The sequence below is a fragment of the Streptosporangium sp. NPDC023963 genome, from assembly GCF_040639135.1.
In the GTDB taxonomy this organism is placed as follows: domain Bacteria; phylum Actinomycetota; class Actinomycetes; order Streptosporangiales; family Streptosporangiaceae; genus Streptosporangium.
Genome location: NZ_JBEZZK010000003.1, coordinates 512,970 through 536,971, shown reverse-complemented (window position 1 = coordinate 536,971; position 24,002 = coordinate 512,970). Strand labels below are relative to the sequence as shown.

Genomic DNA, 24,002 nt, shown 5'->3' with positions numbered 1-24,002 from the left:
ACCCCCGGCGGCGCCTCACGGAGTCCCGCCGCGCACCCCGGGCACCCCTCGCGCACCCCTCGCGCACCCCCTGCGTACCCCCGCCCGCCCCCGCCCGCCCCCGCCCGTCGCCCGGGCGCCCTCCTGGCGCATGGAGGCCCGCCGATCACTCCTCCCGGCTCCCCGCCCGGTACGGCCCGCGCCGGGCCCCGTTCCCCTCTCAGGTACGGCATGTGCCGCCCGTGTGTGCCGTACCGGGGGAAAACAGTCGGCGAGACCTGGTACCAATGACCGGGTGAGCGAAGAGCTGATGCTGCGCGAAGAGGCCGAGAAGCGGCTGCGGGCGCTCGCCGGGGAGCACGCCCGGCTGCGCGAGGACCAGTGGGCGGCGATCAAGGCGCTGGTCATGGACCGGCGCCGGGTGCTCGTGGTGCAGCGCACCGGCTGGGGCAAGTCGGCGGTCTACTTCATCGCCACCGCGCTCCTGCGCGAGCTGGGCGAGGGGCCGACCGTCATCGTGTCGCCGCTGCTGGCCCTGATGCGCAACCAGATCGCCGCCGCCGAGCGCGCCGGGATCACCGCGGTCACGGTCAACTCGGCCAACCCCGAGGAGTGGGAGCAGGTCTACAACCAGGTCGCCGAGGGCGAGGTCGACGTGCTGCTCGTCAGCCCCGAGCGGCTCAACAACCCCGACTTCCGCGACCACGTGCTGCCCGAGCTGGCCGAGAGCGCGGGCCTGATCGTGGTCGACGAGGCGCACTGCATCTCCGACTGGGGCCACGACTTCCGCCCCGACTACCGGCGGCTGCGCACGCTGTTCGAGGAGCTCACCGAGGGCGTGCCGATCCTCGCGACCACCGCCACGGCCAACGCCAGGGTCACCCGCGACGTCGCGGAGCAGATGGGCGAGGAGACGCTCGTGCTGCGCGGCGCGCTGGAGCGCGACAGCCTCCACCTCGGGGTCGTGCGCCTGCGCGGCGCCGAGCAGCGCCTGGCCTGGCTCGCCCGCACGCTGCACGAGCTCCCCGGCTCCGGCATCGTCTACACGCTCACCGTGGCCGCCGCCCAGGAGATCGCCGCCTACCTGCGCGAGCAGGGCCACGAGGTGATCGCCTACTCCGGGCAGACCGAGCAGGCCGAGCGGCTCGCCGCCGAGCAGGCACTGCTCGACAACAAGATCAAGGCACTGGTCGCGACCTCCGCCCTCGGCATGGGCTACGACAAGCCCGACCTCGGCTTCGTGGTGCACGTCGGCGCGCCCCAGTCCCCGGTGGCCTACTACCAGCAGGTCGGCCGCGCGGGCCGAGGGGTCGAGCGGGCCGAGGTGATCCTGCTGCCCGGCGCGGAGGACCGCGACATCTGGGCCTACTTCGCCTCGCTCGCCTTCCCTCCCGAGCCCGTCGTGCGCTCCGTGCTGGCCGCGCTGGAGGAGGGCGGCGTGATGTCCACGGCCGCCCTGGAGAACCGGGTGGACCTCAGCCGCAGCCGCCTGGAGACCATGCTGAAGGTCCTCGACGTCGACGGCGCGGTGCGCCGGGTCAAGGGCGGCTGGGAGTCCACCGGCGAGCCCTGGGGCTACGACGCCCCGCGCTACGCCAGGGTCGCCGCCGAGCGCGAGGCCGAGCAGCGGGCCATGCTCGAATACCTCGACACCACCGGCTGCCGGGAGGAGTTCCTGCGCCGCCGCCTCGACGACGACACCGCCTCGCCCTGCGGCCGCTGTGACAACTGCACCGGCGTCCACCGCTCGCCCGAGGTGGACGAGCAGGCCGTACGCTCGGCCGCCGACCGGCTCCAGCGACCCGGCGTGGACGTCGAGGCGCGCAAGCAGTGGCCGACCGGGCTGGCCGACCTCAAGGGCCGGATCAGGCCGGAGCTGGGCGCCGAGCCCGGCCGGGCACTGGGCAGGCTCACCGACATCGGCTGGGGCAACCGCCTGCGCGGCCTGCTCGCCGACGGCGCCGCCGACGGGCCGGTCCCCGACGACGTCTTCGCCGCCGTGATCAAAGTGTTGTCCTCCTGGGAGTGGGCCCAGCGCCCGGTGGGTGTCGTCGCGGTGCCCTCGGGCAGCCGCCCCCAGCTCGTCCGCAGCCTCGCCGAGCGGCTGGCCCAGGTGGGGCGCCTGTCCTACCTGGGTGACCTCGGTTACCGGTCGGGCCCGCCCGGACGGCAGTTCAACAGCGCGCAGCGCGTCCAGGCGATCAGGGGCACCCTCGCCATGCCCGCCGCCCTGGGCCCGGCCGTCGCCGGGGCCAAAGGCCCGGTCCTGCTCGTCGACGACCTGGTCGACACCGGCTGGACGATGACGCTGGGAGCCGCCATGCTCCGCCACGCCGGCGCCCCCGCGGTGCTGCCCCTCGCCCTCGCGGTCACCAGCTAGTGCTCACCGGAAACGATCACCGGGTGGGCGCGCAGGAGTTTTCGCCGGTCGGAGGGTGCTGATCACATTCGATCGGCACCCGGGAGGCTCGGTGACGCAACCGGTCAAGGTCCGCAGGCTCACGCTTCGCCGGTGTCACGCTCGCGGACCGGCTCCCGGATCAAGGCGCGGCTCTCAGGAAAGGCCGAGATCGACGTAGTCGTAGTCGGAGAAGGCATGGCTGACGTGCACGTTCGTCAGGCGCTTGCCGCGGAGCAGGACCCGGGTGTCCCACTGGACGGGCAGCACGAGGGCCTGCTCCATGACCGTGCGGTCGACCCGCGCCCACAGCTCCTCGCGCCGGCCGGCGTCGAGCTCGGCGCCGGCCTGGTCGATGAGGTGGTCGGCCTCGGGCAGGCGCACGCTCACGTTGAACGACAGGCCGTCCTCCAGGATCTCCCGGCTGTCGGCCAGGTACGGCAGGTAGCTGGCGCCCTCCGGCCAGTCGGCGGTCCAGGCCCGGATGGACAGGCCGATCTTCTCCTTCCTCAGATAGGAGGGGCTGCCGCCGTGCTGGGCCGTGTGCTCGGCCTGGGACATGCCCCTGAGCGTGAGCCGGATCCCGACACGTCCCAGGGCCGCCTTCAGGGCCTCGGCGGCCTTCCGCTCGGCGGGCTGCCCGGCCCGGAAGACGATCGTGGCCGCGAAGCCGCCGGGCCGCCCGCACGCGGCCAGCTGCCCGCGAGCCGCGGCCACGTCACCCTTGCCGGTCTGGTAAAGGTTCAGCGGGCGGTGCCCGGCGATGGTCGGCGGGAGCAGCCCGGTGGCGATCGTGCCCGCGCGCAGGCCGCGGCCGTAGGCGTCGCGCAGGGCCTCCCGGTCCGCCGCGGCGAACACGGCCCTGCGGCAGGCCACGTTGTCGAAGGGCAGCACCTGCGGGTTGATCGCGACGTACCGCAGCCAGCCGATCGTGGGCGCGTCGGCCCGCGCCCTGAGCGCGGGATCGGCCGCGATCCGCTCGGGCAGGCTCGCGCTCGCGCCCGAGTCGAGGTCCAGGTCGAGGTCGCCGGAGACGAGGCCCTTGTCGACGGCGCCCTGGTCCATGTCGAAGGTGATCTCGTAGCGGTCGGGGAGCGCCCGGCGGTTCGGGTCGGTCGCCGGTGACCAGTGGGGGTTGCGGACCAGGACGAGCCGCTTGCCCCGCTCCGCGCTCTCGAACATGTAGGGGCCCGAGGAAAGCACATGCTTCTCGTACGCCGCGCCGGTGTCCTTCGCCTCGGGGACCGGCATGGTCTGGGGGACCTGGGCGACGTGGTCGAACGCCCCGTGCGGCTTTCTGAGGTGGAACACGACGGTCCGGTCGTCCGGGGTCCGGATCGCCCCGTCGGTGTCGGCCTTCGGCGACGCGAAGTAGCCCCGGTAGCCCGAGGGCAGGTTCAGCAGCTCCTCGAAGTGGTACGGGCCCCGGCTGAGCGTGTCCTTGCCGATCGCGCGCAGCACGGCGTGCTTGACGTCCGCGGCGACGATCGGCGTGCCGTCCTCGTACTTCAGGCCCTCCCTGAGCCGGTACGTCCACGTCCTGCCCCCGTCGCCGGGCACGCCGGGGCCCTCCGCCAGGTCGCCCACGAGTTCCCGGCTCCCGGCGCCGGGAACGGGCCGGTACATCATCAGCGAGCGTCCGTAGAGCCGCGCGACGTTCCACAGCGAGGGGTAGTAGGTGTTGCCCGGGTCGAAGGAGTCGGCGACGAATCCGGCGCCGAACCGCATCGTCCCGCCCCTGCGTGCCGAGGGGTTGACGACCGTGGCCGAGGCCGCGTCGAAGCCGGTCGGCGCCGGCTTCGGTGTCACCCGCGAGACGGCGTCGGGCTCGCCGGACGGCAGGACCAGCCAGGTGGCGAGGCCCAGCACGCAGGCGGCCGCCAGGGCCGAGGCGGCGAGCAGGACCCTACGGCGTCCCGCCGTGCCGGCGAGCCGGGCGAGCCGGGCGAGCCGGGCGAGCGGGCCGGGTGACGGCGAGGAGAACCCGGTGGAAGGCGTCGCGGGAGACGGCGCCCCTGACGGCGCCCCTGACGGGGCGGCGGGCCGGGCCGGGACCGGCGCGCGGCCCGGCGGGGGAGGAGCCGGTGCCGGGAACGCGGCGGAGGGCCGGGCCGTTTCCCGCGCGCGGGGCGGCGGGGGAGACGCGGGGGGCGGGAACGTCCCGGAGACCGGCGCGGGACCGTCGGCCGCGTTCAGCAGCATGTCCAGCACGTCGGCCGAGCCGGGCCGGGAGCGGGGATCCTTGGTGAGGGCCGCCCCCAGCAGCGGGCGCAGCGACTCCGGCACGCCGGACAGGTCCGGTTCCGCGATGAGGATGCGGCGCATCACCACGGCCAGGTTGCCCAGCCCGAACGGCGGCTGCCCGGTCGCCGCGAACACCATGGTCCCGGCCCAGGCGAACACGTCGCCCGCCGGTCCGACCTCCTGCTCGTGGAACTGCTCGGGCGCCATGTAGGCGGGCGTGCCGACCAGGTCCGTGGTCAGGCTGTACGCGGCGTCCAGGGCCTTGGCGATGCCGAAGTCGATGACGCGGGGGCCGTCGGGGCCGAGCAGGACGTTGCTGGGCTTGAGGTCGCGGTGCACGATCCCGGCACGGTGGATCGCGGCCAGCGCGGTGGCGGTGGCGACGGCCAGCCTGACCAGCGCGTACTCATCGCGCGGACCCTCCCTGGACACCACCTGCTGCAGCGACTCGCCGTCGACGTACTCGCTCAGGATGTACGGTCGGTCGCCGGTGACGTCGGCCCGCAGCACCCGGGCGGTGCAGAACGGGGCGACCCGCCGGGCGGCGTCGGCCTCCCGCTGGAAGCGCCGCTTGGCGTGCGCGTCGTCGGAGAGCCTGGCGTGCAGCACCTTGAGCGCGACGCGTTCTCCCTCGGGGGTGCGCGCCAGGTAGACCACGCCCTGGCCGCCCTCGCCGAGGAATCCGACCAGCCGGTGCGGGCCGATCAGCTCCGGGTCACCCGGCCGCAGGGGGCGGGGCTCCGGCATGCGTCACTCCAGGGGGTCGCCGCGAACGTGGTCCGGCCACAGTATTGGATCTCCGGCTGGAGCGGAAAATCCTGGAACGCGCCTCGTGCGGACGAGTCAGAGGCGGGGGCGGGCGCCCAGGTGCGAGATGGCCCGGGAGGCCAGGTGGCAGCCGGAGGCGAGGGCCTCGGCCGGGGGCTTGCCGCCGAGCCAGGCGGGCAGGAAGCCAGCGGTGAAGGCGTCACCGGCACCGGTGCCGTCGACCACGCGCTCCACGGACTCGGCGGGGACCTTGATCGGGTCGGGGCGGTTGTTGGCGTACCAGAGCGCGCCCTCGTCGCGGAGCTTCACGACGACCTGGGGGAACCAGGCGGTGAGGACCTTGGCGGCGGCGGCGGGGTCGTCGCGGCCGGTGAGGACCTTGGCCTGGTCGGCGTTGGCGAACAGCAGCTTGGCGCTCTGCGTCCACTCCAGGAACGGCTCGGCGCCGGTGCGCTCCAGGGGGGCGGAGGAGGAGCAGTCGACCGAGACGGTCATCCCCGCGCGGCGGGCCATCTCCAGGGCGGCCATGCCGGCGTCGCGGGAACCCTCGTTGATCAGGGTGTAGCCGGACAGGTGCAGGTGCCCGCCCTGGGAGAACAGGTCGCGGGGCAGGTCCTCGGGGGACAGGGCCGCGTTCGCGCCGGGGTCGGACAGCATGGTGCGCTCGCCCTTGTGGGTGACGAGCACCACGCAGGTGCCGGTCGGGCGCTCGGGATCCATGACGAGGCGGGCGTCGACGCCGTAGCCCATCAGCTCCATGTCGCGGTTACGGCCCGTGATGTCGGCGCCGCGCCGGCCGATGAAGGCGACCTCGGTGCCCTCGACGGCGAGCCAGGAGGCGATGTTGGCACCCGAACCACCGCCGTGCATGGTGACGATCGCCGGTGTGTCGCTGGCCCTGGCCAGCGGGTAGCGAGCCCGCGCGACCGCGTCGGTCATGAGATCGCCCACCACGACCACCCGCGTCATGATGTCACCACCTTGCTGCCTTCGATGCCGACGTGCCTCTAGACATGCTTCAAGCCATACCTCTGGTCGTGCCTCTAACCGCGAAAAACTTAACAGCTTCCGGCCAGCGTATGGGGTCTTGACCGGACACCGGACCACAGTCGATGCACAAGCGTTGCGTGAATCCGTCCGGGTGGTCTGCCATATGAGATTCGCGTCTACTCTCGGGACTGTGGAGGCTGCTCAGTATCCCGCTCACTGGGAGGCGGACGTCGTCCTGTCGGACGGCGGCACCGCTCACGTACGCCCGATTCGGCCCGCCGACGCCGACCGGTTGCGTTCCTTCTACGGCCGGCTGTCCGACGAGTCGATCTACTTCCGATTCTTCGGTCCCCGGCCGCGGCTGTCGGAGCGGGAGATCACCTGGTTCACCAACGTCGACTACGAGAGCCGCGTGGCGTTGATCGCCACGATCGGCACCGAGATGGTGGCGGTCATCCGCTACGACCGGATCGAGCCCGGCGAGGCCGAGGTCGCCTTCCTCGTCGAGGACGCCCACCAGGGCCGGGGGGTCGCCTCGGTGCTCCTCGAGCACCTGGCCGCCACCGCCAGGGAGCAGGGGATCGCGCGCTTCGTCGCCGACGTCCTGCCCGCCAACCAGAAGATGATGGCGGTGCTCAAGCAGGTCGGCTACACCGCGCAGAGCCGCTTCGCCGACGGCGTGGTCAGGATGACCCTCGACCTCACCCCGACCGAGACCGCCCAGGAGGTGACCACCGCCCGCGAGCACCGCGCCGAGTCCCGTTCCATCGAACGGCTGCTCTCCCCGGGTTCGGTGGCGGTCGTGGGAGCGGGCCGCGAGCCGGGCGGCGTCGGCCAGACCGTGCTGCGCAACCTGCTCGGCGCCGACTTCGCGGGCCCTGTCTACCCCGTGCACCGCGAGGCGCGGTCCCTCGCGGGGGTGCGGGCCTACCCGAGCGTGACGGCCATCGACGGCGAGGTGGACCTCGCCGTGCTCGCCGTACCCGCCGACGGGGTGATCGAGGTGGTCAAGGAGTGCGCGGAGAAGGGTGTGCGCGGGCTGATCGTGGTCTCCTCCGGGTTCGGCGAGACCGGCCCCGAGGGCCGGGCCAGGCAGGACGAGCTGGCGCGCATCGCCCGCGCGTACGGCCTGCGGGTCGTCGGCCCCAACTGCCTCGGCATCGCCAACACCGATCCCGCGGTACGGCTGAACGCCACCCTCGCCGCGACCCTCCCGGAGCTCGGCCGGGTCGGCTTCTTCAGCCAGTCGGGCGCCCTGGGCACCGCGCTGCTGCAGCGGGTGGCCCAGCGCGGCATGGGCATCTCCTCGTTCGTCTCGGCGGGCAACCGCGCCGACGTGTCGGGCAACGACCTGCTCCAGTACTGGGAGGAGGACCCGCGGACCGACGTGATCCTGCTCTACCTGGAGTCGCTGGGAAACCCCCGCAAGTTCGCCCGTCTCGCGCGGCGCATCTCGCGCCGCAAGCCGATCGTGGTCGTCAAGAGCGGCGGCACCACCCAGGACGTGCCCACCGGCCACGCCGCGCCCGTGCTCGGCCTGCCCGACACCGCGCTCAGCGCGCTGTTCGAGCAGGCGGGGGTGATCAGGGTCGACGACCTGATCCAGCAGTTCGACGTGGCGCAGCTGCTGGCCTACCAGCCGCTGCCGGCCGGGTCCAGGGTCGGGCTGGTCAGCAACTCCGACGCGATGGCGCTCCTCGCGGCCGACGCCTGCGTGCGGGTGGGCCTGGAGCCGAGCCCGCCGGTCAACCTCGGCGCGCGGGCCTGCGCGCAGGAGTTCGGCGCGGCCCTGACCTCGGTGATCCCGGACGTGGACGCCGTGGTCGCGATCTACATGCCGCCCATCCCCGGCGACGGCGCGGAGGTCGCCGCCGAGTTGCTGCGCGCCTCCCGCGACTGCGGCAAGCCGGTGCTGGCCTCCTTCGAGGGCAGGATCGGCATGCTCGACGAGCTGCGGGTCGGCGCCGTACCCGGGCGGGGCTCCATCCCCTCGTACGCGGCGCCCGAGGAGGCGGTCCGCGCGCTCGCCCACGTCGTGCGGCACGCGCGCTGGCTGGAGCGGCCCGCGGGACTGCACGAGGAGATCGAGGGCGTCGACACCGGCGCCGCGCGCGACCTCGTGCTCGCGACGCTCGGGGACGCCCCGGCCGAGATCGACGCCTCGCAGCTGCTCGCCCATTACGGGGTGGAGGTCTGGCCGTCGGAGACGGTGGAGTCGCCGGAGGAGGCCGTCGAGGCGGCGTCGAGGCTCGGCTGGCCGGTCGTGCTGAAGGCGGCGGGCCCCGAGGCGGCCATGCGCGCCGGGACCGTGCGGCTGGGGCTGTCCGGGCCCGACGGGGTGCGCGACGCCTACGCCGACCTGACGCGCCAGCTCGAACCGGAGGCCGTGCTCGCGGTGCAGCGCATGGCCCCGCAGCCCGCGGTGCCGACGGTGGCCGGGGTGACGGACGACCCGGCCTTCGGCGCGGTGGTCTCCTTCGGGCTCGGCGAGATCACCGCGAGGCTGCTGCGCGACGAGGCGTACCGGCTGGCCCCGCTGACCCGCGAGGACGCCGCGGCGCTGGTGAGGTCGCCTCGCGCCTCGCCCCTCCTCCTCGGCGAGTACGGCTACCCGCCGGTCGCCGTCGAGGCCCTGGAGGAGCTGCTGATCCGGCTCGGGCGGCTGGCGGACGACCTCCCCGAGGTGGCGCGGCTCACCCTCGACCCGGTGCTGGTGGGGGAGTCCGGGGTGATCGTGCTGGGCGCCCGCGCCGTGCTCCGCAGCCACGAGGGCCCGCGTCCCGACGGCGGTCCCAGGCGCCTCGGCTAGGCCGTCCCGTGCGGATCGCCGGTCCGGGCGCGCCGTTGATCCGGTTCCGGTCCGCCCGATGGTCCGAGCGGGACCTCCTATCCCGTCCGCCGGGGCGCGGGGACGACCTGGACCGTGCTGGCGACGGTGGCGGGCGCGGGACCGGTCTCCATCGCGGTTTCCGTGCTCGTGTCTGTCGCCGTGCTGGGATCGACCACGTCCATGCCGTCCCGGACGGCGTGGACGGCGTGGACGGCTCTGCCGGACGCGGTCAGCGTCCCCGAGGCGTTCCGCGACACGGCCACGCCGACCGTGATCCGGGGAAGCTGGAACCCGGGGGCGACCAGGCCGCGCGTGCCGCAGCCGACGATCCCGGCCGTGATCCGGCACCTCCAGCCCGTGCCCGAGGCGCTCACCGGGGTCAGGCCGGAGGGGAAGTGGTAGGCGACCTCTGTCGGACGGGTGATCCCGGCGGAGCCGGGGGCCGCGGTGACGTCGATGGAGAACGTGCCGGTGCCGCCCGCCTCGAACGGGCCGTCGTGAACCGTGGTGAGGATCAGGTCGCCGGGGAGGTCCGCCCCCGAGGTGGGCGGGCCCACGGCGGTCGCCGCCGCGGCCGTCATGGCGGCCGTCACGACGGTCACCGGGACGGCCGCCACGAGGCGGGAGAGGCCGGTCCGCCACGCGGGCCGGGCCCGTTGTGGCGAACCCGGCCGTGTCCCTCCGGTCCCTCCGGTCCCTCCGGTCCGCCCCGCTGAATCCGGACCTTCACCGGCCATATTCCCTCGCCCCCGATTCCGGTAGGAATTCACCGTTTCCGATTTCGGCGCGGTGAAAAGCATTCCCAGATATGTAGAACAAGGCGGAGAATGCGGAGAATCGCCCGTTACCGCTCCCCGGACGTACGCGCACGCCACCGCTATCGCTCCCGATAACCCCGACGGGATCACGCCAAACCGATCGGAGGGTAAAGCCGCGGGCGGGAACGGACTCCCGGCGGCTCCAGGATCGCTCCGACGACGCTTTTCCGGCCGGAGAAGCCGGCGGCGGGCCGCATCACGATTTGCACCGCGGGCCGAAGCTCACGTGCTCCCGGTGAAAGCGCTGCCCCGGACAGGGCAGGATGGACCCATGAGGGAAACCCGACTCTCGTCCGCCGGCCTGCGCGACGCCATCGACCGCAGTGGCTACTATCCCGACCTGGTCGCCGACGCGGTCGAGTCCGCGCTCGGCAAGGAGCAGGTCGACGCCTACGTCGTGCACCACGAGGCCACCTTCGACCCGGCCATGGAGGTGCGCAGGCACGTCACCGTGCTGGTGCTCTCCCCCACCCGGCTGCTCGTCTGCCACACCGACGAGCACCCGCCGGTGGAGGGGGTGTCGGCGTCCCACGCCTCCACGACCACCGAGGCCGTGCGCCTCAGCCGGATCCAGTCGGTCGCGGTCACCCGGGTCGTCCCCGACCCCGCCTCCTACGTGCCGGGAGTGCCGCCCACGGAGGTCACGCTCACCATCGGCTGGGGGGCCATCTCCCACGTCGACCTGGAGCCGGCCACCTGCGGCGACGAGAACTGCGAGGCCGACCACGGATACACCGGCGCCATCACGGCCGACGACCTCTCCCTGCGGGTGAGCGAGGCGGCCGACGGGCCGGAGGCCGTCTCCCACGTGCTGGCCTTCGCCAAGGCACTGTCGGAGGCCACCGCCCGCACCGCCTCGTGAGCCGCCCCGTGAACCCCCTGGTCCCCGCGTACGGGACGGCCTCGCTCGCGGACCTGTCCTCCTCGCTGCTCGCCGCGGTCGGGGTGGGCGGCGACAACCCGCTGGATCTCGCCCCGGCCGGGCGGGTCCTGCTGTTCCTCGTCGACGGCATGGGCGCCGAGCTGCTCCGCGCCCACCCCGAGGTCGCGCCGTTCCTGTCCTCCCTGTCCGACGGGGTGTCCGGCAGGGTGCTCACCGCGGGTTTCCCCTCCACGACCGTGACCAGCCTGGGCACCCTCGGCACGGGCATGCCGCCGGGCGGGCACGGCATGCTCGGCTACCAGCTCGCCGTGCCCGGCGCCGGATACCTGCTCAACTGCCTGCGCTGGACCGCCCCGGGCCCCCTCGTCGAGCCAGGGGAGTGGCAGCCGGCCCCGACCGTCTACGAGCGCGCGGCGGCGGCCGGCGTCCCGGTCAGCTACGTCGGCCCGGCCAAGTTCGAGACCACCGGTTTCAACAGGGCCGTCTACCGGGGCGTGCGCTTCGTCGGGGCCGACGAGGTCGACGACCGGATCGCCGGAGTCCGCCACGCGCTGGCCGAGCCCCGGGCCCACGTCTCGGTCTACTACGGCGACCTCGACTCCACCGGCCACGTCAACGGCTGGGGCTCCCCGGCCTGGCTCGACCAGCTCGCCCTGGTCGACCGGATGGCCGAGCGGCTGGCGGAGACGCTCCCCCCGAACTCGGCGATGTACGTCACCGCCGACCACGGCATGATCAACATCACCGACCGCGTCGACGTCGACGCCCTCCCCGAGCTGCGCGAGGGCGTCACCCTGCTCGGCGGGGAGGCCAGGGCCCGCCACCTCTACACCGCCCCCGGCGCCTCGGCGGCGGTCCTCGGCACCTGGCGCGACGTCCTCGCCGGAAAGGCGTGGGTGGTGTCCCGGGAGGAGGCGGTCGAATCCGGCTGGTTCGGGCCGGAGATCCGCCCGGAATGGCTGCCCAGGATCGGCGACGTCCTCGCGGTGCCGTACACCGACTGCGCCGTCGTCGCCTCGGTCGCCGAGCCGCACGAGGCGGGGTTCCTCGGCGGCCACGGCTCGCTGACACCCGCCGAGCAGTACGTCCCCCTTCTGGAGGTAAGCACCCGATGAGCCCGCTGATCACCCCCGCCGAGCTGGAGGGCATGACCGGGGTCAGCGTCCTCGACGTGCGCTGGAAGCTCGCCGTCCTGCCCACGGGACCGGCCGGGATCGACTCCTACCGCGAGGGGCACATCCCCGGCGCGGTCTTCTGCGACCTGGAGACCGACCTCGCGGCCCACCCCGGGCAGGGAGGCGAGGGCGGCCGCCACCCGCTGCCCTCGGCCGAGGCGTTCCAGGAGGCGATGCGCCGGCTCGGCGTGTCCGGTTCCCGCACCGTCGTCGTCTACGACGGGGCCGACTCCACCGCGGCCGCCGCCCGCGCCTGGTGGCTCCTGCGCTACTTCGGCCACCCCGACGTGCGGGTCCTCGACGGCGGCCTGCGCGCCTGGGTCTCCGAGGGCCTGCCGGTCTCCGCCGAGGAGCGCAGCCCCGCGCCCGGCGACTTCGAGGCGCGGCCGGGCGGGATGCCGGTGCTCGACGCCACAGGGGCCGGCGAGCTCGCCGCCGACGGGGTGCTGCTCGACGCCCGCGCGGCCGAGCGTTACCGGGGCGAGATCGAGCCGATCGACCCGGTCGCCGGGCACATCCCGGGCGCGGTCAGCGCCCCCACCGGCGAGAACGTCGACCCCTCCGGCCGTTTCCACCTGCCCGACTTCCTGCGCGAACGCTTCAACACCCTGGGCGTCGTCCCCGGCGTGGAGGTCGGCGCCTACTGCGGATCCGGCGTGACGGCCGCGCACGAGGTGCTGGCCCTGGAGGTGGCGGGCATCCCGGCCGCGCTCTACGTCGGGTCGTGGTCGGACTGGGTGACCGATTCCTCCCGGCCGGTCGCCACCGGCTGACCGCCCCGGGCGATCGGCTCCTTCCGATCGGCCGTCACCGGCCGGACGCCCCGGGTGACCGGCTCCCGCGGGCCGGTCGCCACCGGCCGGTCCCCGCACCCGAAGCAGACGAAGCCCGCCACGCCGGTCCTCCCGCTCGCGACGGCCAGCGCCCGCGCGGGCGGGTCACCGGCGGCCAGCGCCCGGTGGAAGGCGGTCATCAGCGTCAGCGTCTCCTCGTCGCGCACCGGCACCAGGCTGGCCACCACGCAGCGCGTCCCCAGCGACAGGAACGTGCCCGCCAGCCCCAGGGGTGCCCCGTCCGCGGGGGCGTGCGCCATCCCCGCGTCGCAGGCGGACAGCACCACCAGCGCGGGCGGGGTGCGCAGCCGCAGCAGGTCGTACGCCATCAGCGGGCCGTCGTCGAGATCGATGCTCGACAGCAGCGGGCTGCGCGGGGAGAACATCCCGTGCGCGGCCAGGTGGGCCACGTCGGCCCGCTCCAGCGCCGCCATCACCTCCGCCCGCCGGGCCGCCACCCGCTCGGTCCCCGGATGGCACTCGCCGACCATGCGGGCCTCGGCCTCCGCGTACCGCAGCCCCGGTCCCGCCACCACCACCGGCACCGCCGCCCCCCGCCCGTCCCGTACGGCCGGCACCCGCGACCCGGCCAGCCAGGCGGCGGCGCTGGCGGCCACGGTCACCGGCCGGTCGGCGTTCATCGGCAGCAGCGGCCAGGGCAGGGTGTGCAGCGTCCCCGTCGGCACGATCACCAGCGGCCGGTCGCCCAGCCGGTCACGCAGCGAGCCGAAGAGGAGCCGCTCCAGCTCCGCGGCCTCCGCGCCGGGCTCGGGGGCGCTCCCGTCGAGCAGGTGCGTCCTGCGCAGCCCGTACCGGAGGCGGACGGTGGCCTCGGCGACGGCGGCGAGCGGTCCGAGGCGGCGTAGCGTCACGCGGTCCCGGGCGACCACGACGGCCACCAGATCACCCTCGTGGCGGACGAACTCCACCAGGATCGACTCCCCGAGCGCCGCCCGCAGCGCGGCCAGGCCGGGCGCGAGCGGCCGGCCGGCACCCCCGGTGACCGCCCGCCACCGCTCGGCCCAGGCCAGGACCGCGCGGCCCCGCCCGGTCCGCATCGCCAGGGCCAGCCCGAACCCGGCCAGCGGCTCACCGGCCCTGGCGGCGTGCGCGCGTACCGCCGGATCCTCGAACGTCCTCGTCCCGGCGCCCACCTCCGCCAGCCCGGCCAGCACCGCGGCGAACGCCCCTCTGCGGTCTCCCGCCAGGGACCGTCGCAGCGCCGTCGCCTGGAGGGCGACCACCCCGCGGCCCGAGCGGGCCAGGAGGGCCAGCTGGTCCTCGGCGAACGGCCGGTCGCCCAGCCCGAGCGAGACCTCGGCGGCGGTGAGCCTGAGCGACGCCGAGGTGTCCCCGTGCCCGGCGGCGTCGAGGGCGTCGGCGCACGAGAGCATCGCCGCGGGCAGCTCCGCCGAGGGCGGGTCCAGCGCGAGCCGGGCCCGCAGGACGATCTCGTCGGCGACCGGAACCAGCACCGTCCGCCCCTGCGCGGCCAGCTCGCGGGCGGCCAGCTCGGCGCTCTCCCGGGCGCGGCGCGGATCGCCGGTGCGCAGCTCGACCCTGGCGAGCAGGAGGAGGGCCTCGGCCAGCGCCGTCCCGGCGCCCGCCGCCGCCAGCTCGGGAACCGCCATCTCCAGCAGCACCCGCGCCTCGCCGGGCAGGTGGGCGCCGACCAGGGCCTCGGCCAGGTCGCAGCGCACCGTCGCCAGCCGTTCCGGGAAGCCGACCAGGATGCTTTCCGCGCGCCGGTAGGCGCCGAACGCGGCGGGCAGGTCACCGCGCCGCGCGGCCAGGAACGGCAGGTTGCCCTCGGCGAGCGCGAGAACGTGTTCCAGGCCCGCCTCCCTGGCCAGCTCCGCGCACCGGTTCAGGTCGGCCTCCGCGGCCTCGAACTCCCCGAGGAACACCCGGGCGAGCCCGCGGTTCAGCATCGCCCCGGCGAGGAACCTGACGTCGCCGCCGAGAACGGGCACGGCCCGGTCGCAGTGGTCGACGGCCTCGCGGTAGCGGCCGAGCCGCGCCAGGGCCACGGCCCGGTGCACGCCGAGCTTGCCCACCTCGGCCGGGGTCAGGCCGGGCTCGGCGTCCGCGGCGACGGCCAGCGCCTGCTCCGGGTGCCCCAGCTCCGTGCGGACGTGGACCAGCGACAGCCGTGCCTGGGCCGCCCGGTGCGGCAGCCCCGCCGAGAGCGCGATCCGCACCGCCCGGCCCAGCCGCTCCTCGGCGAACGGCAGGTCGCCCAGCTCGCGCGCCGCCACCGCCAGCGCCCGGTGCGCCACCGCCTCGGCCTCGCAGTGCCCGCACCCCGCGACCCGGCCCGCGACCGCGCCGCCGTCAGGACCGCTCTCAGGACCGCTCTCCGAGCCGGGTTCCGGGGTGCCGCCGCCCGGAGCGCCACCCGGGCCGGGCCGATCGGCCGCCTCCCGGCAGGACGCGGGAAGCGCGGCGAGCGCGGCGAGCACGGTGCGGGCGAGCGCGAGGGCGCGGGCCGGGTCGCTGCCCGAGAGGTCGACCGCGTGCTCGGCGGCGGCGAGCGCCTCGTCGGAGGTCACCTACGGGCGGATCCGGGTCCAGCTGGTGACCACGGGGCGGCACTCGGGCCGGTGGCACACCACGCTGAACCAGCCCGGCGGCAGGCCGGTGACGGCGAACTGGCCCGTCGCGGACAGCGCGCGTGACTCGGTGAGGTGCAGGGTGCGGATCTCGACCAGCGTGCCCGCCTCGGGGCAGGGGGAGATCTGGCCCGCCAGGTCGACCAGGCCGTCCACGGAGGTGATCTCCAGCTCCACCGTGAGCTCGCCGGCGGTGAACCTCAGCAGCCGGGGCTCCTCGGCGGACCGGACGCCTCGCGGCACGGGCGTGGCCACGGGGCGGGCCGTGGTGGCGTCGGGCAGCCGCAGGCCGAAGGCCGCGCGGGCGGCGGCCGTCACCCGCGCGGGCACCGGGTCACTCCCCGAGGCCAGGCGCAGCGCGGCTATCAGGGACTCGTCGTCGATCGCCGTCGGATGTCGCTTCACGGTGTCGCCTCCCGGGCGGTGAGCAGGGTGCGGAGCCGGTTCAGGCAACGGCCCCGGGTGGGGCCGTAACTGCCTCTGGGCATGCCCAGACGCCCGGCCAGCTGGTGGACGCCCGCGTCGGGGGCCGTGGCCATCAGCCGGAACAGAGAGCGGCACGGCTCCTGCATCTCGTCGACGGCCTGCCACAGGCGGCGGCCCTCGTCGGCGCTCAGCACGGCCAGCGCGGGATCGGCGTGGGCGTGCCCGGCACCGGCCGGGGCGAGCCAGGCGCGCTCGGCGTCGGCGGCGTCGGCGGGGTCGGCGACCAGCCGCTCGCCCCGGTGCCGACGGCTCAGCAGGGACGCCTCGCGCTTGGCCGTGGTGAACAGCCAGGGGCCGATCCTGTCCGGATCGCGGATGGTGTGCAGGCTCTCCAGCAGCCGCAGCCAGGTGCCCTGCACCGCGTCGGCGGCGTCGGCCGCGCTCAGGTCGTAGGCGCGCACGGCCGACCACAGCAGCCCTTCGAAGCGGGTGACCAGCTCGTCCCAGGCCGCCTGGTCGTCCACCAGGATGGCGTCGATCGTGTGCTGGTCGCCCACCGGCACCTCCGTGACCGCGTAGAACACTCTGGGTGTTCGCGTGAAGACTTTGGGTGAGACTTTAGCCGGGCATGGGCACGACGACTCCCAAATCGGGGATCCGCCTGGTCCCGGACGCGTCGAGAACGTGCTTCACGGCCTCCGGGGAGGGCCGGTCCGCGCACGCCGCGGCGATCGCCCCGCTCACCAGGGCGGTGGCGAAGGAGGTCCCGCTCCAGCGCGCGTAGCCCTGGAACGCGCCGTGTTCGAGGAAGGTGCTGGACAGCCACTCGCCGCGGGCGCACGCGTCCACCCAGGGGCCGTACGCCGAGAACGGGGCCCTCGCCTCCCCCTCCACGTCCAGCGCTCCGACGGCGATCACCCCGGGTGACGCGGCGGGCCAGAAGGGGCGGTCGGAGGCGGTGTTGCCCGCGCAGGCCACCGTGACCGTACCGGCCAGCCCTTCCAGGGCGGCCTCCACGAGCGGGGAGGGCCGGTCGTCGAAGGTGTGCCCGCCGAAGGACAGGTTGAGCACCCGCGGCGGTTCGGCCCGCAGCCGCCCCAGGACGTGCAGCAGCCCGGCCTCGTCCCCGATGCCGTGGCCGTCCAGCACCCGGATCGGCCGCAGCCGTGCCAGCGGGGCCGCTCGCAGGACCAGCCCGGCGACGAACGTGCCGTGCCCCGCCTGGAGGTCCAGCTCGCCGTCGCCGTCCGAGTCGGGTATCTCGGCGGACTCCCGTCCCCGTTCCAGGAACCACGGCCTCTCCTGCCACCAGGGGTGCTCCGCCAGGCCGGTGTCGGCCAGCGCCACCGTCACGGCGCTCGCCGAGGGCCCGGCCGGGGCGGGCTCGGGCGCGGGGAGGGCCGCGCGGGGGAAGGGGCGGGAGGCCGGGCCCCCGAAGTAGAGCGGCTGGCCCGTCAGGACGTGGTTGGGGGAGGCCCGGACGCCCCGTGCCCGCACCGACGCCACCAGGTCGCAGACGTCCACGCCCGGTGAGAGCCGCACCCGGTAGATTCCCCCGGTCTCGGTGACGGCGTCGGCCCAGCGGGCGGTGGCCGCCAGGCCGGAGGCGTCGGTCAGCATCTGGCCTTTCCTGATCAGGGCGGGCGAACCGGGGATGGGTTCGACCCGTTCGATACCGGTATTCATCTGGTCCTCCGGGGGGCGATCACCAGTTCGTGGGGTTTCCTTCATTCCCGAGGATGCCCCGGCCAAGTGCCCGCGCCGCAACATCTCGGTATGACCCCCCTCTGGTGCGACGTCACAACCGACGGTAGTCTCTCCTTCAGTCACTTGTGATCATCCTGGTATGAGGCCGTTGGGGAAGGCGCACCTCGTACGAAACGGGAGGTCCGGTGTCTGCTCGTGGCGTGCTTTACGTCCACTCGGCTCAGCCTGCGCTGTGCCCTCATATTGAATGGGCGGTCGCAGGTGTCCTTGGCGTGCCCGTAGACCTGACCTGGACGCCACAGCCCGCCGCGCCCGGTCACGTGCGCGCGCAGGCCGAGTGGGAGGCCCGTGTCGGTACCGCGGCGGCCATCACCTCGTCACTGATGGGCTGGCAGCGGATCCGCTTCGAGATCACCGAGGACGCCTCACCGGGTGCCGACGGGACCCGGCACGCCTACACCCCCTCCCTCGGCGCCTTCACGGCCGTGGTCGGGGCCACCGGCGACATCCTGATCCCGGAGGACCGGCTGCGCTCCGCCATGCTGATGGCCCGCCAGGGCCGCGTGGTGCTCGAGGAGGAGCTCGACCGCCTGCTGGGCAAGCAGTGGGACGCCGAGCTGGAGTCGTTCCGCTACGCGGGCGAGGGCGCTCCGGTCCGCTGGCTGCACGCCGCGGTCTGATCGGGCATGTCCTGCCGGTGCCTTCCGCTTTCTCGCAGGGGACGGCCGGCGCGGACACGGGTTTGGAACGTGCCCGGCGGCCGTCGCGCCGGGACGGGCGCGGCCCGCGGCGACGCCCTCGCGGCCTCGTCGACCCTGTAGACCCCTTACGCGGACGGCTTCGCGGGCCGCCCGGCCACGATCGTCCCGCTCCGGGGAACGGTGTCGTCGCGCGGAGGTCTCTCCCGCCGCGGGGGAAGGGCGCCGGGAGAACGGGCGAGCCCCCGCCGGCGGGACCGGCGGGGGCTCGTCGAACGACCGTCAGAAGGGGATCAGATCGTCGAACGACCGTCAGAAGGGGATCAGATCGTCGAACGACCGTCAGAAGAGGATCAGAGAGGGATGTTGCCGTGGGCGCCCCTGGCGGGGGTCGCCTGGGCCAGGACCCTGGCGATGGCGCCCCGGGTCTCCTCGGGCTTGACGACCTCGTCGATCACGCCGAGCTCGATGGCCCGGTCGAGGCCGCCGGCGAGGATCTCGTGCTCCTCGGCGAGCCTGGTCTCCAGGGCGGCGCGCTCCTCCTCGGGAGCGGCCGCGAGCTCGCGGCGCTTGAGGACACGGACCGCGGCGACCGCCCCCATGACCGCGATCTGCGTCGTCGGCCAGCCGAACACCCTGGTCGCGCCCAGCGAGCGGGAGTTCATCGCGATGTAGGCGCCGCCGTACGCCTTCCTGGTCACCAGGGTGATCCGCGGCACGGAGGCCTCGGCGAAGGCGTGCAGAAGCTTGGCGCCGCGGCGGACCACGCCGTCGTGCTCCTGGCCGACGCCCGGCAGGTAGCCGGGGACGTCCACCAGGACGACCAACGGCACCCCGAAGGCATCGCACATCCGGACGAACCGCGCGGCCTTCTCCGCCGAGGCGGAGTCGAGGCAGCCGCCCAGACGCATCGGGTTGTTGGCCACCACTCCCACGGTCCGGCCCCCGAGGCGGCCCAGGGTGGTGACGACGTTGGGCGCCCACTTGGCGTGCAGCTCCACACCCGGCTCGTCGAGCAGGCCTGTGACGAGCGGCTTCACGTCGTAGGCGCGGCGGACGTTGTCGGGCAGCAGGCCGGAGAAGTCGACCTCCTCGACCTCGGCGCGCGCCCGGCCCTGGTGACCGAGGAGCACCGCCAGGCGGCGGGCCTGCACGTAGGCGTCCGTCTCGGTCTTGGTGACCACGTGGACGACGCCGCTCCGCCTGCTGTGCGGCTCTGGACCGCCCAGGGCGGCCATGTCGATCTGCTCGCCGGTGACGCTGCGGACCACGTCGGGGCCGGTGACGAAGATGCGCCCCTCGTCGGCCAGGATCACGATGTCGGTCAGCGCCGGACCGTACGCGGCACCGCCGGCGGCGGGGCCGACGACCACGGACAGCTGCGGGACCACGCCGGAGGCGCGGGTCATCGCGGCGAAGACGCGGCCGACCGCGTGCAGCGACTCCACGCCCTCGGCGAGGCGGGCGCCGCCGGAGTGCCAGACGCCGATGACGGGAACCCGCTCGCGGACCGCGACGTCGTAGGCGTGCACGATGTGCTCGCACCCCTCGCTGCCCATCGCACCGCCCTGGACGCGGGCGTCGCTGACGAACGCGACGACCGGCACACCCTCCACGCGGCCCGTCGCGGCGAGGATGCCGCTGCGGTCGACCGGCGAGATCAGACGCGGCGAGCCCTCGTCGAGCAGGGCGGAGAGACGCACCTGGGGATCACGGGGATCGAGAGGGTCCTGTCCGGACTCCTCGCTCACCACCCTGTTGCCGAGCACGGTCATCAGCTACCTCCAGCGTGGAGACCCCGGAGCTCAGTCCTGGGCGGGAAACGCGGCGCGTCGCCGCACGGTGTGGGCGGGGTTCCGGCCGTCCGGCGGGAACCGGGCTGCTGGACCTACCGCCGGGCCGGCGGAAACCGGACCGCCGGGCCGGCGGGAACCGGGCTGCCGGGCCGGCGGGCCGGCGGGAACGGGGCTGCCGGACCTACCGCCGGGCCGGCGGGATGTGCGGCCGGTGAAGGCCGCCCGCCGGTTTCCCGTCCCCCGCCCCGACCGGGACGGCGACCGCCCGCGAAGCGGGCAGGCCCGGCCCGTGAGGGCCGGAGTTCCCCGGCTCGCGTCGCGTGAGGGAGGCCGGAACAGGCCTCCTGTCAGAGGCTGGTGAAGGCCACGGCGACGTCGTGCCCGCCGAACCCGAAGGAGTTGTTGATCGCGGCGATCTGGCCGCCGGGCAGGGCGCGCGGCTCGTCGCGCACGATGTCGACCTCCACGCCGTCGTCGAGGTCGTCCACGTTGATCGTCGCAGGCGCGCGACGCTCGTGCAGCGCGAGGACGGTGAAGACGGACTCGATGCCGCCGGCGCCGCCGAGCAGGTGACCGGTCATCGACTTGGTGCCGCTGACCAGGGGGTGGTCGCCGAGGACCTCCTTGATCGCCATCGTCTCCACCACGTCACCCGCGGGGGTGGAGGTGGCGTGCGCGTTCACGTGCTTGATGTCCTGGCCCGTGAGGCCGGCGTTCTCCAGGACGCGGCGCATGGCCAGCATGATCCCGGCACCGGAGGGCTCGGGCTGCGCGATGTGGTGGGCGTCGGCCGAGTAGCCGACGCCGGCGGCCACGGCGTAGATCGTGGCGCCGCGCGCGCGGGCGTGCTCCTCGGACTCCAGCACCAGGATGCCCGCGCCCTCGCCGAGGACGAAGCCGTCGCGGCCCTTGTCCCACGGCCTGGAGGCGCGCTGCGGCTCGTCGTTGCGGGTGGACATGGCGCGCATGGCGGCGAAGGACCCGATGTTCAGCGGGTGGATGGCCGCCTCGGTGCCGCCGGCCACGACCACGTCGGCCCGGCCGGAGCGGATCATCTCGATGGCGTACCCGATCGACTCGGCGCCGGTGGCGCAGGCGCTCACCGTGGCGTGGACGCCGGCGCGCGCGCCGACCTCGATGCCGATCCAGCCCGCCGAGCCGTTCGGCATCAGCATGGGGACGGTGAACGGCGAGAGCCGCTGCCAGCCCTTCTCCTTGAAGGTGTCGTAGGCGGCGAGGATCGTGGTGATGCCTCCGATGCCGCTGCCCACGACGACGCCGAGCCGCTCGGGGTCGACCTTGTCGATCGCGGCGTGCGCCCACGCCTCGCGGGCCGCGACCAGGGCGAACTGCTCGGCCCGGTCCAGCCGCCGTGACTCCGGCCGGGGCAGGACCTCGGTCGGGTCCACGGCGGAGAGACCGGCGAACTTCACCGGGACGGAGTCGACCCAGTCGGCCGTGATGGTGCTTACCCCCGACTGACCGGCGAGGAGCGCCGACCAGGTCGAGGCGACGTCCCCACCGAGGGGCGTGGTCGCGCCGAGCCCGGTGACGACGACGCGTACCTGGTCTGTACTCACTGCTGCGCTCCTTGTGAATCGCTGGTCAAATCGGTCGGGGGAGAAAGCCGGGACGTCTCAGTTCTGGATGAAGTTGATGACGTCCTTGACGGTCTTGAGGTGCTTGAGCTGGTCGTCCGGGATCTCGACGCCGAACTCGTCCTGAGCGGCGACGGCGATCTCGACCATGGACAGCGAGTCGATGTCGAGGTCGTCGACGAAGCTCTTCTCCGGGGTGACCTCGGTGGCCGGGATCCCGGTGATCTCATTGATGATCTTGCCGATGCCGGCGAGGATCTCCTGCTCGGTCAGAGCCATGTCGCGTGTTCTCCTTGCGATCGGTTTTCTTCTTTGTTTCCCGCGCGGCGGGGCCGCGCGGAAGCTCTAGGGGAGATGCTTCAGGGGATCTCGATGACCTGGCCCGCGTAGGTCAGGCCCGCGCCGAAGCCCAGCAGCAGGGCGAGCCCGCCCGACCGCACCTCGCCGCGCTCGATCATCCGGGACAGGGCCAGCGGGATCGAGGCTGCGGAGGTGTTGCCCGCCAGGACGATGTCCTTGGCGACGACGGCGTTGTCCGCGCCGAGCTTGCGGGCGATCGTCTCGATGATGCGGAGATTGGCCTGGTGGGGCACGAAGGCCGCGAGGTCGGCCGGGTCCACCCCGGCGCGGTCGCAGATCTCCTTGGCGATGGGGTGAAGCGCGGTGGTCGCCCAGCGGAACACGGTCTGGCCCTCCTGGTGCAGGAAGGAGTCGCGGTCCTTGATGATGATCGCGTCGAACTTGTCGCCGGCGCTGCCCCACACGACGGGACCGATCCCCGGCGTGTCGGAGGGGCCGACGACCGCGGCGCCCGCGCCGTCGGCGAAGATCACCGCAGTGGCCCGGTCGGTCCAGTCGATCCACTGGGAGAGCTTCTCGGTGCCGACGACGAGCACGTGGGTGGCCGAGCCCGCGCGGATCGCGTCGTTGGCGACCGCGAGCGCGTAGCAGAAGCCCGAGCAGGCGGTGTTGACGTCGAACGCGCCGGGGGCGTCGATGCCGAGCCGCGTGGCCACCCGGCCGGCGGCGTTGGGGATCTGCGTCTCCAGCGTGCAGGTGGCGACGATCACCAGGTCGATGTCGGAGGCCGCCAGGCCGCTCGCGGCGAGGGCCTTGCCGCCCGCCTGCACGGCCAGGTCGATCTCGGACTCGCTGTCCGGGGCGATCCGGCGTTCCTTGATGCCGACGCGGCTCTGGATCCAGGCGTCGTCGGTCTCCATGGTCGCCGACAGGTCGTCGTTGGTGACCACGTTGGAAGGCTGGTAGTGACCGAAGGCCAGGATTCTCGCGCCCGGCGCGCCCTGTGAGATCTTCATTCGTCGATCACCGTTCCTCATGCGACCCGAGGGCGGCTCGCGCGGCCTCGAGGTCGTCGGGGGTCTTCAGGGCGACGGTCGTCACCCCGCGCAGAGCACGCTTGGCCAGGCCGGTGAGCGTGCCGCCGGGGACAAGTTCGATCATCGTCGTGACACCGCGCTCGGCCATCGTGGCCATGCAGGCGTCCCAGCGCACCGGGTTGGCGACCTGGGTGACCAGGCGCTCCATGAACTCGGCGCCGCTCGTGACCGCCGCGCCGTCGCTGTTGGACAGCAGCGTGACGGAGGGGTCGGCCGGCGTGATACCCGCGGTGGCCTCGCGCAGGCGGCTCGCCGCGGAGGCCATGTGCTCGGTGTGGAACGCGCCGGCGACCGACAGCGCGATCACCCGGGCCCGCGCGGGCGGCTCGGCCTTGAACGCGGCCAGCTGCTCCAGCGTGCCGCCGATCACGATCTGCCCGGCGCCGTTGATGTTGGCGGGGGTGAGCCCCTTGTCGGCGATGGCCGCGAGGACCTCCTCCTCGACGCCGCCGAGAACGGCGGACATGCCGGTCTCGGTGATCGTCGCTGCCTTGGCCATGGCCTGGCCGCGCTCGCGGACGAGGCCGACGGCCTGCTCGGGGGTGATCACCCCGGCCAGGGCGGCGGCGGTGAACTCGCCCACGCTGTGCCCGGCGACGATGTCGGGGGAGGCCCCGAGAACCTCGGCGACGGCCAGGCCGGCGGCCACGAGCAGTGGCTGCGCGACGGCGGTGTCACGGATCTCGTCCGCGTCGGCGGTGGTCCCGTAGGCGATCAGATCGAGGCCGGCCAGCTCCGACCAAGCGGTCAGCCGATCGGCCACGCCCGGGAGTTCGAGCCATGGACTGAGAAAGCCTGGGGTCTGGGCACCCTGGCCCGGAGCGACGATGACGAGCACAAAATCCAGCCT

General features: G+C 74.1%; 18 protein-coding genes. 6 read left to right on the top strand and 12 right to left on the bottom strand.

Translation table 11 applies throughout. From position 1 onward, the window contains the following. The first annotated feature begins 289 nt into the window (after positions 1-289). On the top strand, positions 290-2,359 hold the full coding sequence (locus AB0F88_RS13625; protein WP_362682502.1) for a RecQ family ATP-dependent DNA helicase: 2,070 nt from the start codon (positions 290-292) through the stop codon (positions 2,357-2,359). A gap of 174 nt (positions 2,360-2,533) precedes the next feature. Here AB0F88_RS13625 and AB0F88_RS13620 read toward each other — a convergent pair whose 3' ends face one another. Next, positions 2,534-5,368: an ABC transporter substrate-binding protein gene (locus AB0F88_RS13620; RefSeq protein ID WP_362681973.1), complete on the bottom strand. Its 2,835-nt coding sequence runs from the start codon at positions 5,366-5,368 to the stop codon at positions 2,534-2,536. A 96-nt stretch (positions 5,369-5,464) separates the two neighbouring features. Continuing rightward, entirely contained in the window at positions 5,465-6,358 is an 894-nt protein-coding gene (locus tag AB0F88_RS13615) for a sugar kinase (RefSeq protein WP_362681970.1), read from the bottom strand. Between the two features lie 184 nt (positions 6,359-6,542). On the opposite strand from AB0F88_RS13615, the gene AB0F88_RS13610 reads away from it, so the two are divergent. Continuing rightward, positions 6,543-9,188, top strand: a complete 2,646-nt coding sequence (locus AB0F88_RS13610) for a bifunctional GNAT family N-acetyltransferase/acetate--CoA ligase family protein (RefSeq protein WP_362681967.1) — start codon at positions 6,543-6,545, stop codon at positions 9,186-9,188. A gap of 77 nt (positions 9,189-9,265) precedes the next feature. On the opposite strand, the gene AB0F88_RS13605 is transcribed toward AB0F88_RS13610, so the two are convergent. Then, on the bottom strand, positions 9,266-9,811 hold the full coding sequence (locus AB0F88_RS13605) for a hypothetical protein (protein WP_362681964.1): 546 nt from the start codon (positions 9,809-9,811) through the stop codon (positions 9,266-9,268). A gap of 487 nt (positions 9,812-10,298) precedes the next feature. Between AB0F88_RS13605 and AB0F88_RS13600 the strand changes: the two genes are divergently transcribed. Genes AB0F88_RS13600 through AB0F88_RS13590 form a run of 3 tightly spaced genes read left to right on the top strand, consistent with a single transcriptional unit; the run spans position 10,299 to position 12,858 of the window. Further along, complete coding sequence (locus AB0F88_RS13600; RefSeq protein WP_344918415.1) at positions 10,299-10,889, top strand: DUF5998 family protein; 591 nt, start codon at positions 10,299-10,301, stop codon at positions 10,887-10,889. A gap of 8 nt (positions 10,890-10,897) precedes the next feature. Further along, positions 10,898-12,025: a nucleotide pyrophosphatase/phosphodiesterase family protein gene (locus AB0F88_RS13595; protein ID WP_362681961.1), complete on the top strand. Its 1,128-nt coding sequence runs from the start codon at positions 10,898-10,900 to the stop codon at positions 12,023-12,025. Beyond that, complete coding sequence (locus tag AB0F88_RS13590; RefSeq protein WP_362681958.1) at positions 12,022-12,858, top strand: sulfurtransferase; 837 nt, start codon at positions 12,022-12,024, stop codon at positions 12,856-12,858. The genes AB0F88_RS13595 and AB0F88_RS13590 overlap by 4 nt, the downstream gene beginning before the upstream one ends. Here AB0F88_RS13590 and AB0F88_RS13585 read toward each other — a convergent pair. From AB0F88_RS13585 to AB0F88_RS13570, 4 genes are all read right to left on the bottom strand, one after another. Then, on the bottom strand, positions 12,798-15,470 hold the full coding sequence (locus tag AB0F88_RS13585) for a CHAT domain-containing tetratricopeptide repeat protein (protein ID WP_362681955.1): 2,673 nt from the start codon (positions 15,468-15,470) through the stop codon (positions 12,798-12,800). The genes AB0F88_RS13590 and AB0F88_RS13585 overlap by 61 nt on opposite strands. Next, positions 15,471-15,935, bottom strand: coding sequence for a hypothetical protein (locus tag AB0F88_RS13580; protein WP_362681952.1), 465 nt, complete (start codon positions 15,933-15,935; stop codon positions 15,471-15,473). Further along, complete coding sequence (locus tag AB0F88_RS13575) at positions 15,932-16,513, bottom strand: sigma-70 family RNA polymerase sigma factor (protein ID WP_362681949.1); 582 nt, start codon at positions 16,511-16,513, stop codon at positions 15,932-15,934. Before AB0F88_RS13575 ends, AB0F88_RS13580 begins: the two co-directional genes overlap by 4 nt. 61 nt (positions 16,514-16,574) lie before the next feature. Further along, complete coding sequence (locus tag AB0F88_RS13570; RefSeq protein ID WP_362681946.1) at positions 16,575-17,642, bottom strand: S8/S53 family peptidase; 1,068 nt, start codon at positions 17,640-17,642, stop codon at positions 16,575-16,577. 206 nt (positions 17,643-17,848) lie between these two features. On the opposite strand from AB0F88_RS13570, the gene AB0F88_RS13565 reads away from it, so the two are divergent. Continuing rightward, a complete protein-coding gene (locus AB0F88_RS13565; protein WP_344747901.1) occupies positions 17,849-18,343 on the top strand; it encodes a DUF3145 domain-containing protein in 495 nt (164 codons plus the stop codon). Between the two features lie 371 nt (positions 18,344-18,714). Here the strand turns inward: AB0F88_RS13565 and AB0F88_RS13560 are convergent, their stop codons facing one another. From AB0F88_RS13560 to AB0F88_RS13540, 5 genes are all read right to left on the bottom strand, one after another. Beyond that, positions 18,715-20,136, bottom strand: a complete 1,422-nt coding sequence (locus tag AB0F88_RS13560) for a carboxyl transferase domain-containing protein (RefSeq protein ID WP_362681942.1) — start codon at positions 20,134-20,136, stop codon at positions 18,715-18,717. A gap of 368 nt (positions 20,137-20,504) precedes the next feature. Continuing rightward, positions 20,505-21,737 (bottom strand): beta-ketoacyl-ACP synthase II, encoded by a 1,233-nt coding sequence (gene fabF, locus AB0F88_RS13555; protein WP_362681939.1) that lies wholly within the window; start codon positions 21,735-21,737, stop codon positions 20,505-20,507. 57 nt (positions 21,738-21,794) lie between these two features. After that, positions 21,795-22,034, bottom strand: coding sequence for an acyl carrier protein (locus AB0F88_RS13550; RefSeq protein WP_350945978.1), 240 nt, complete (start codon positions 22,032-22,034; stop codon positions 21,795-21,797). 80 nt (positions 22,035-22,114) lie between these two features. Next, positions 22,115-23,071 (bottom strand): beta-ketoacyl-ACP synthase III, encoded by a 957-nt coding sequence (locus AB0F88_RS13545; RefSeq protein ID WP_362681935.1) that lies wholly within the window; start codon positions 23,069-23,071, stop codon positions 22,115-22,117. A gap of 7 nt (positions 23,072-23,078) precedes the next feature. After that, positions 23,079-23,990 carry an ACP S-malonyltransferase gene (locus AB0F88_RS13540; RefSeq protein WP_362681932.1) on the bottom strand — a complete coding sequence of 304 codons (912 nt, stop codon included), beginning with the start codon at positions 23,988-23,990 and terminating at the stop codon, positions 23,079-23,081. Positions 23,991-24,002: the final 12 nt, after the last annotated feature.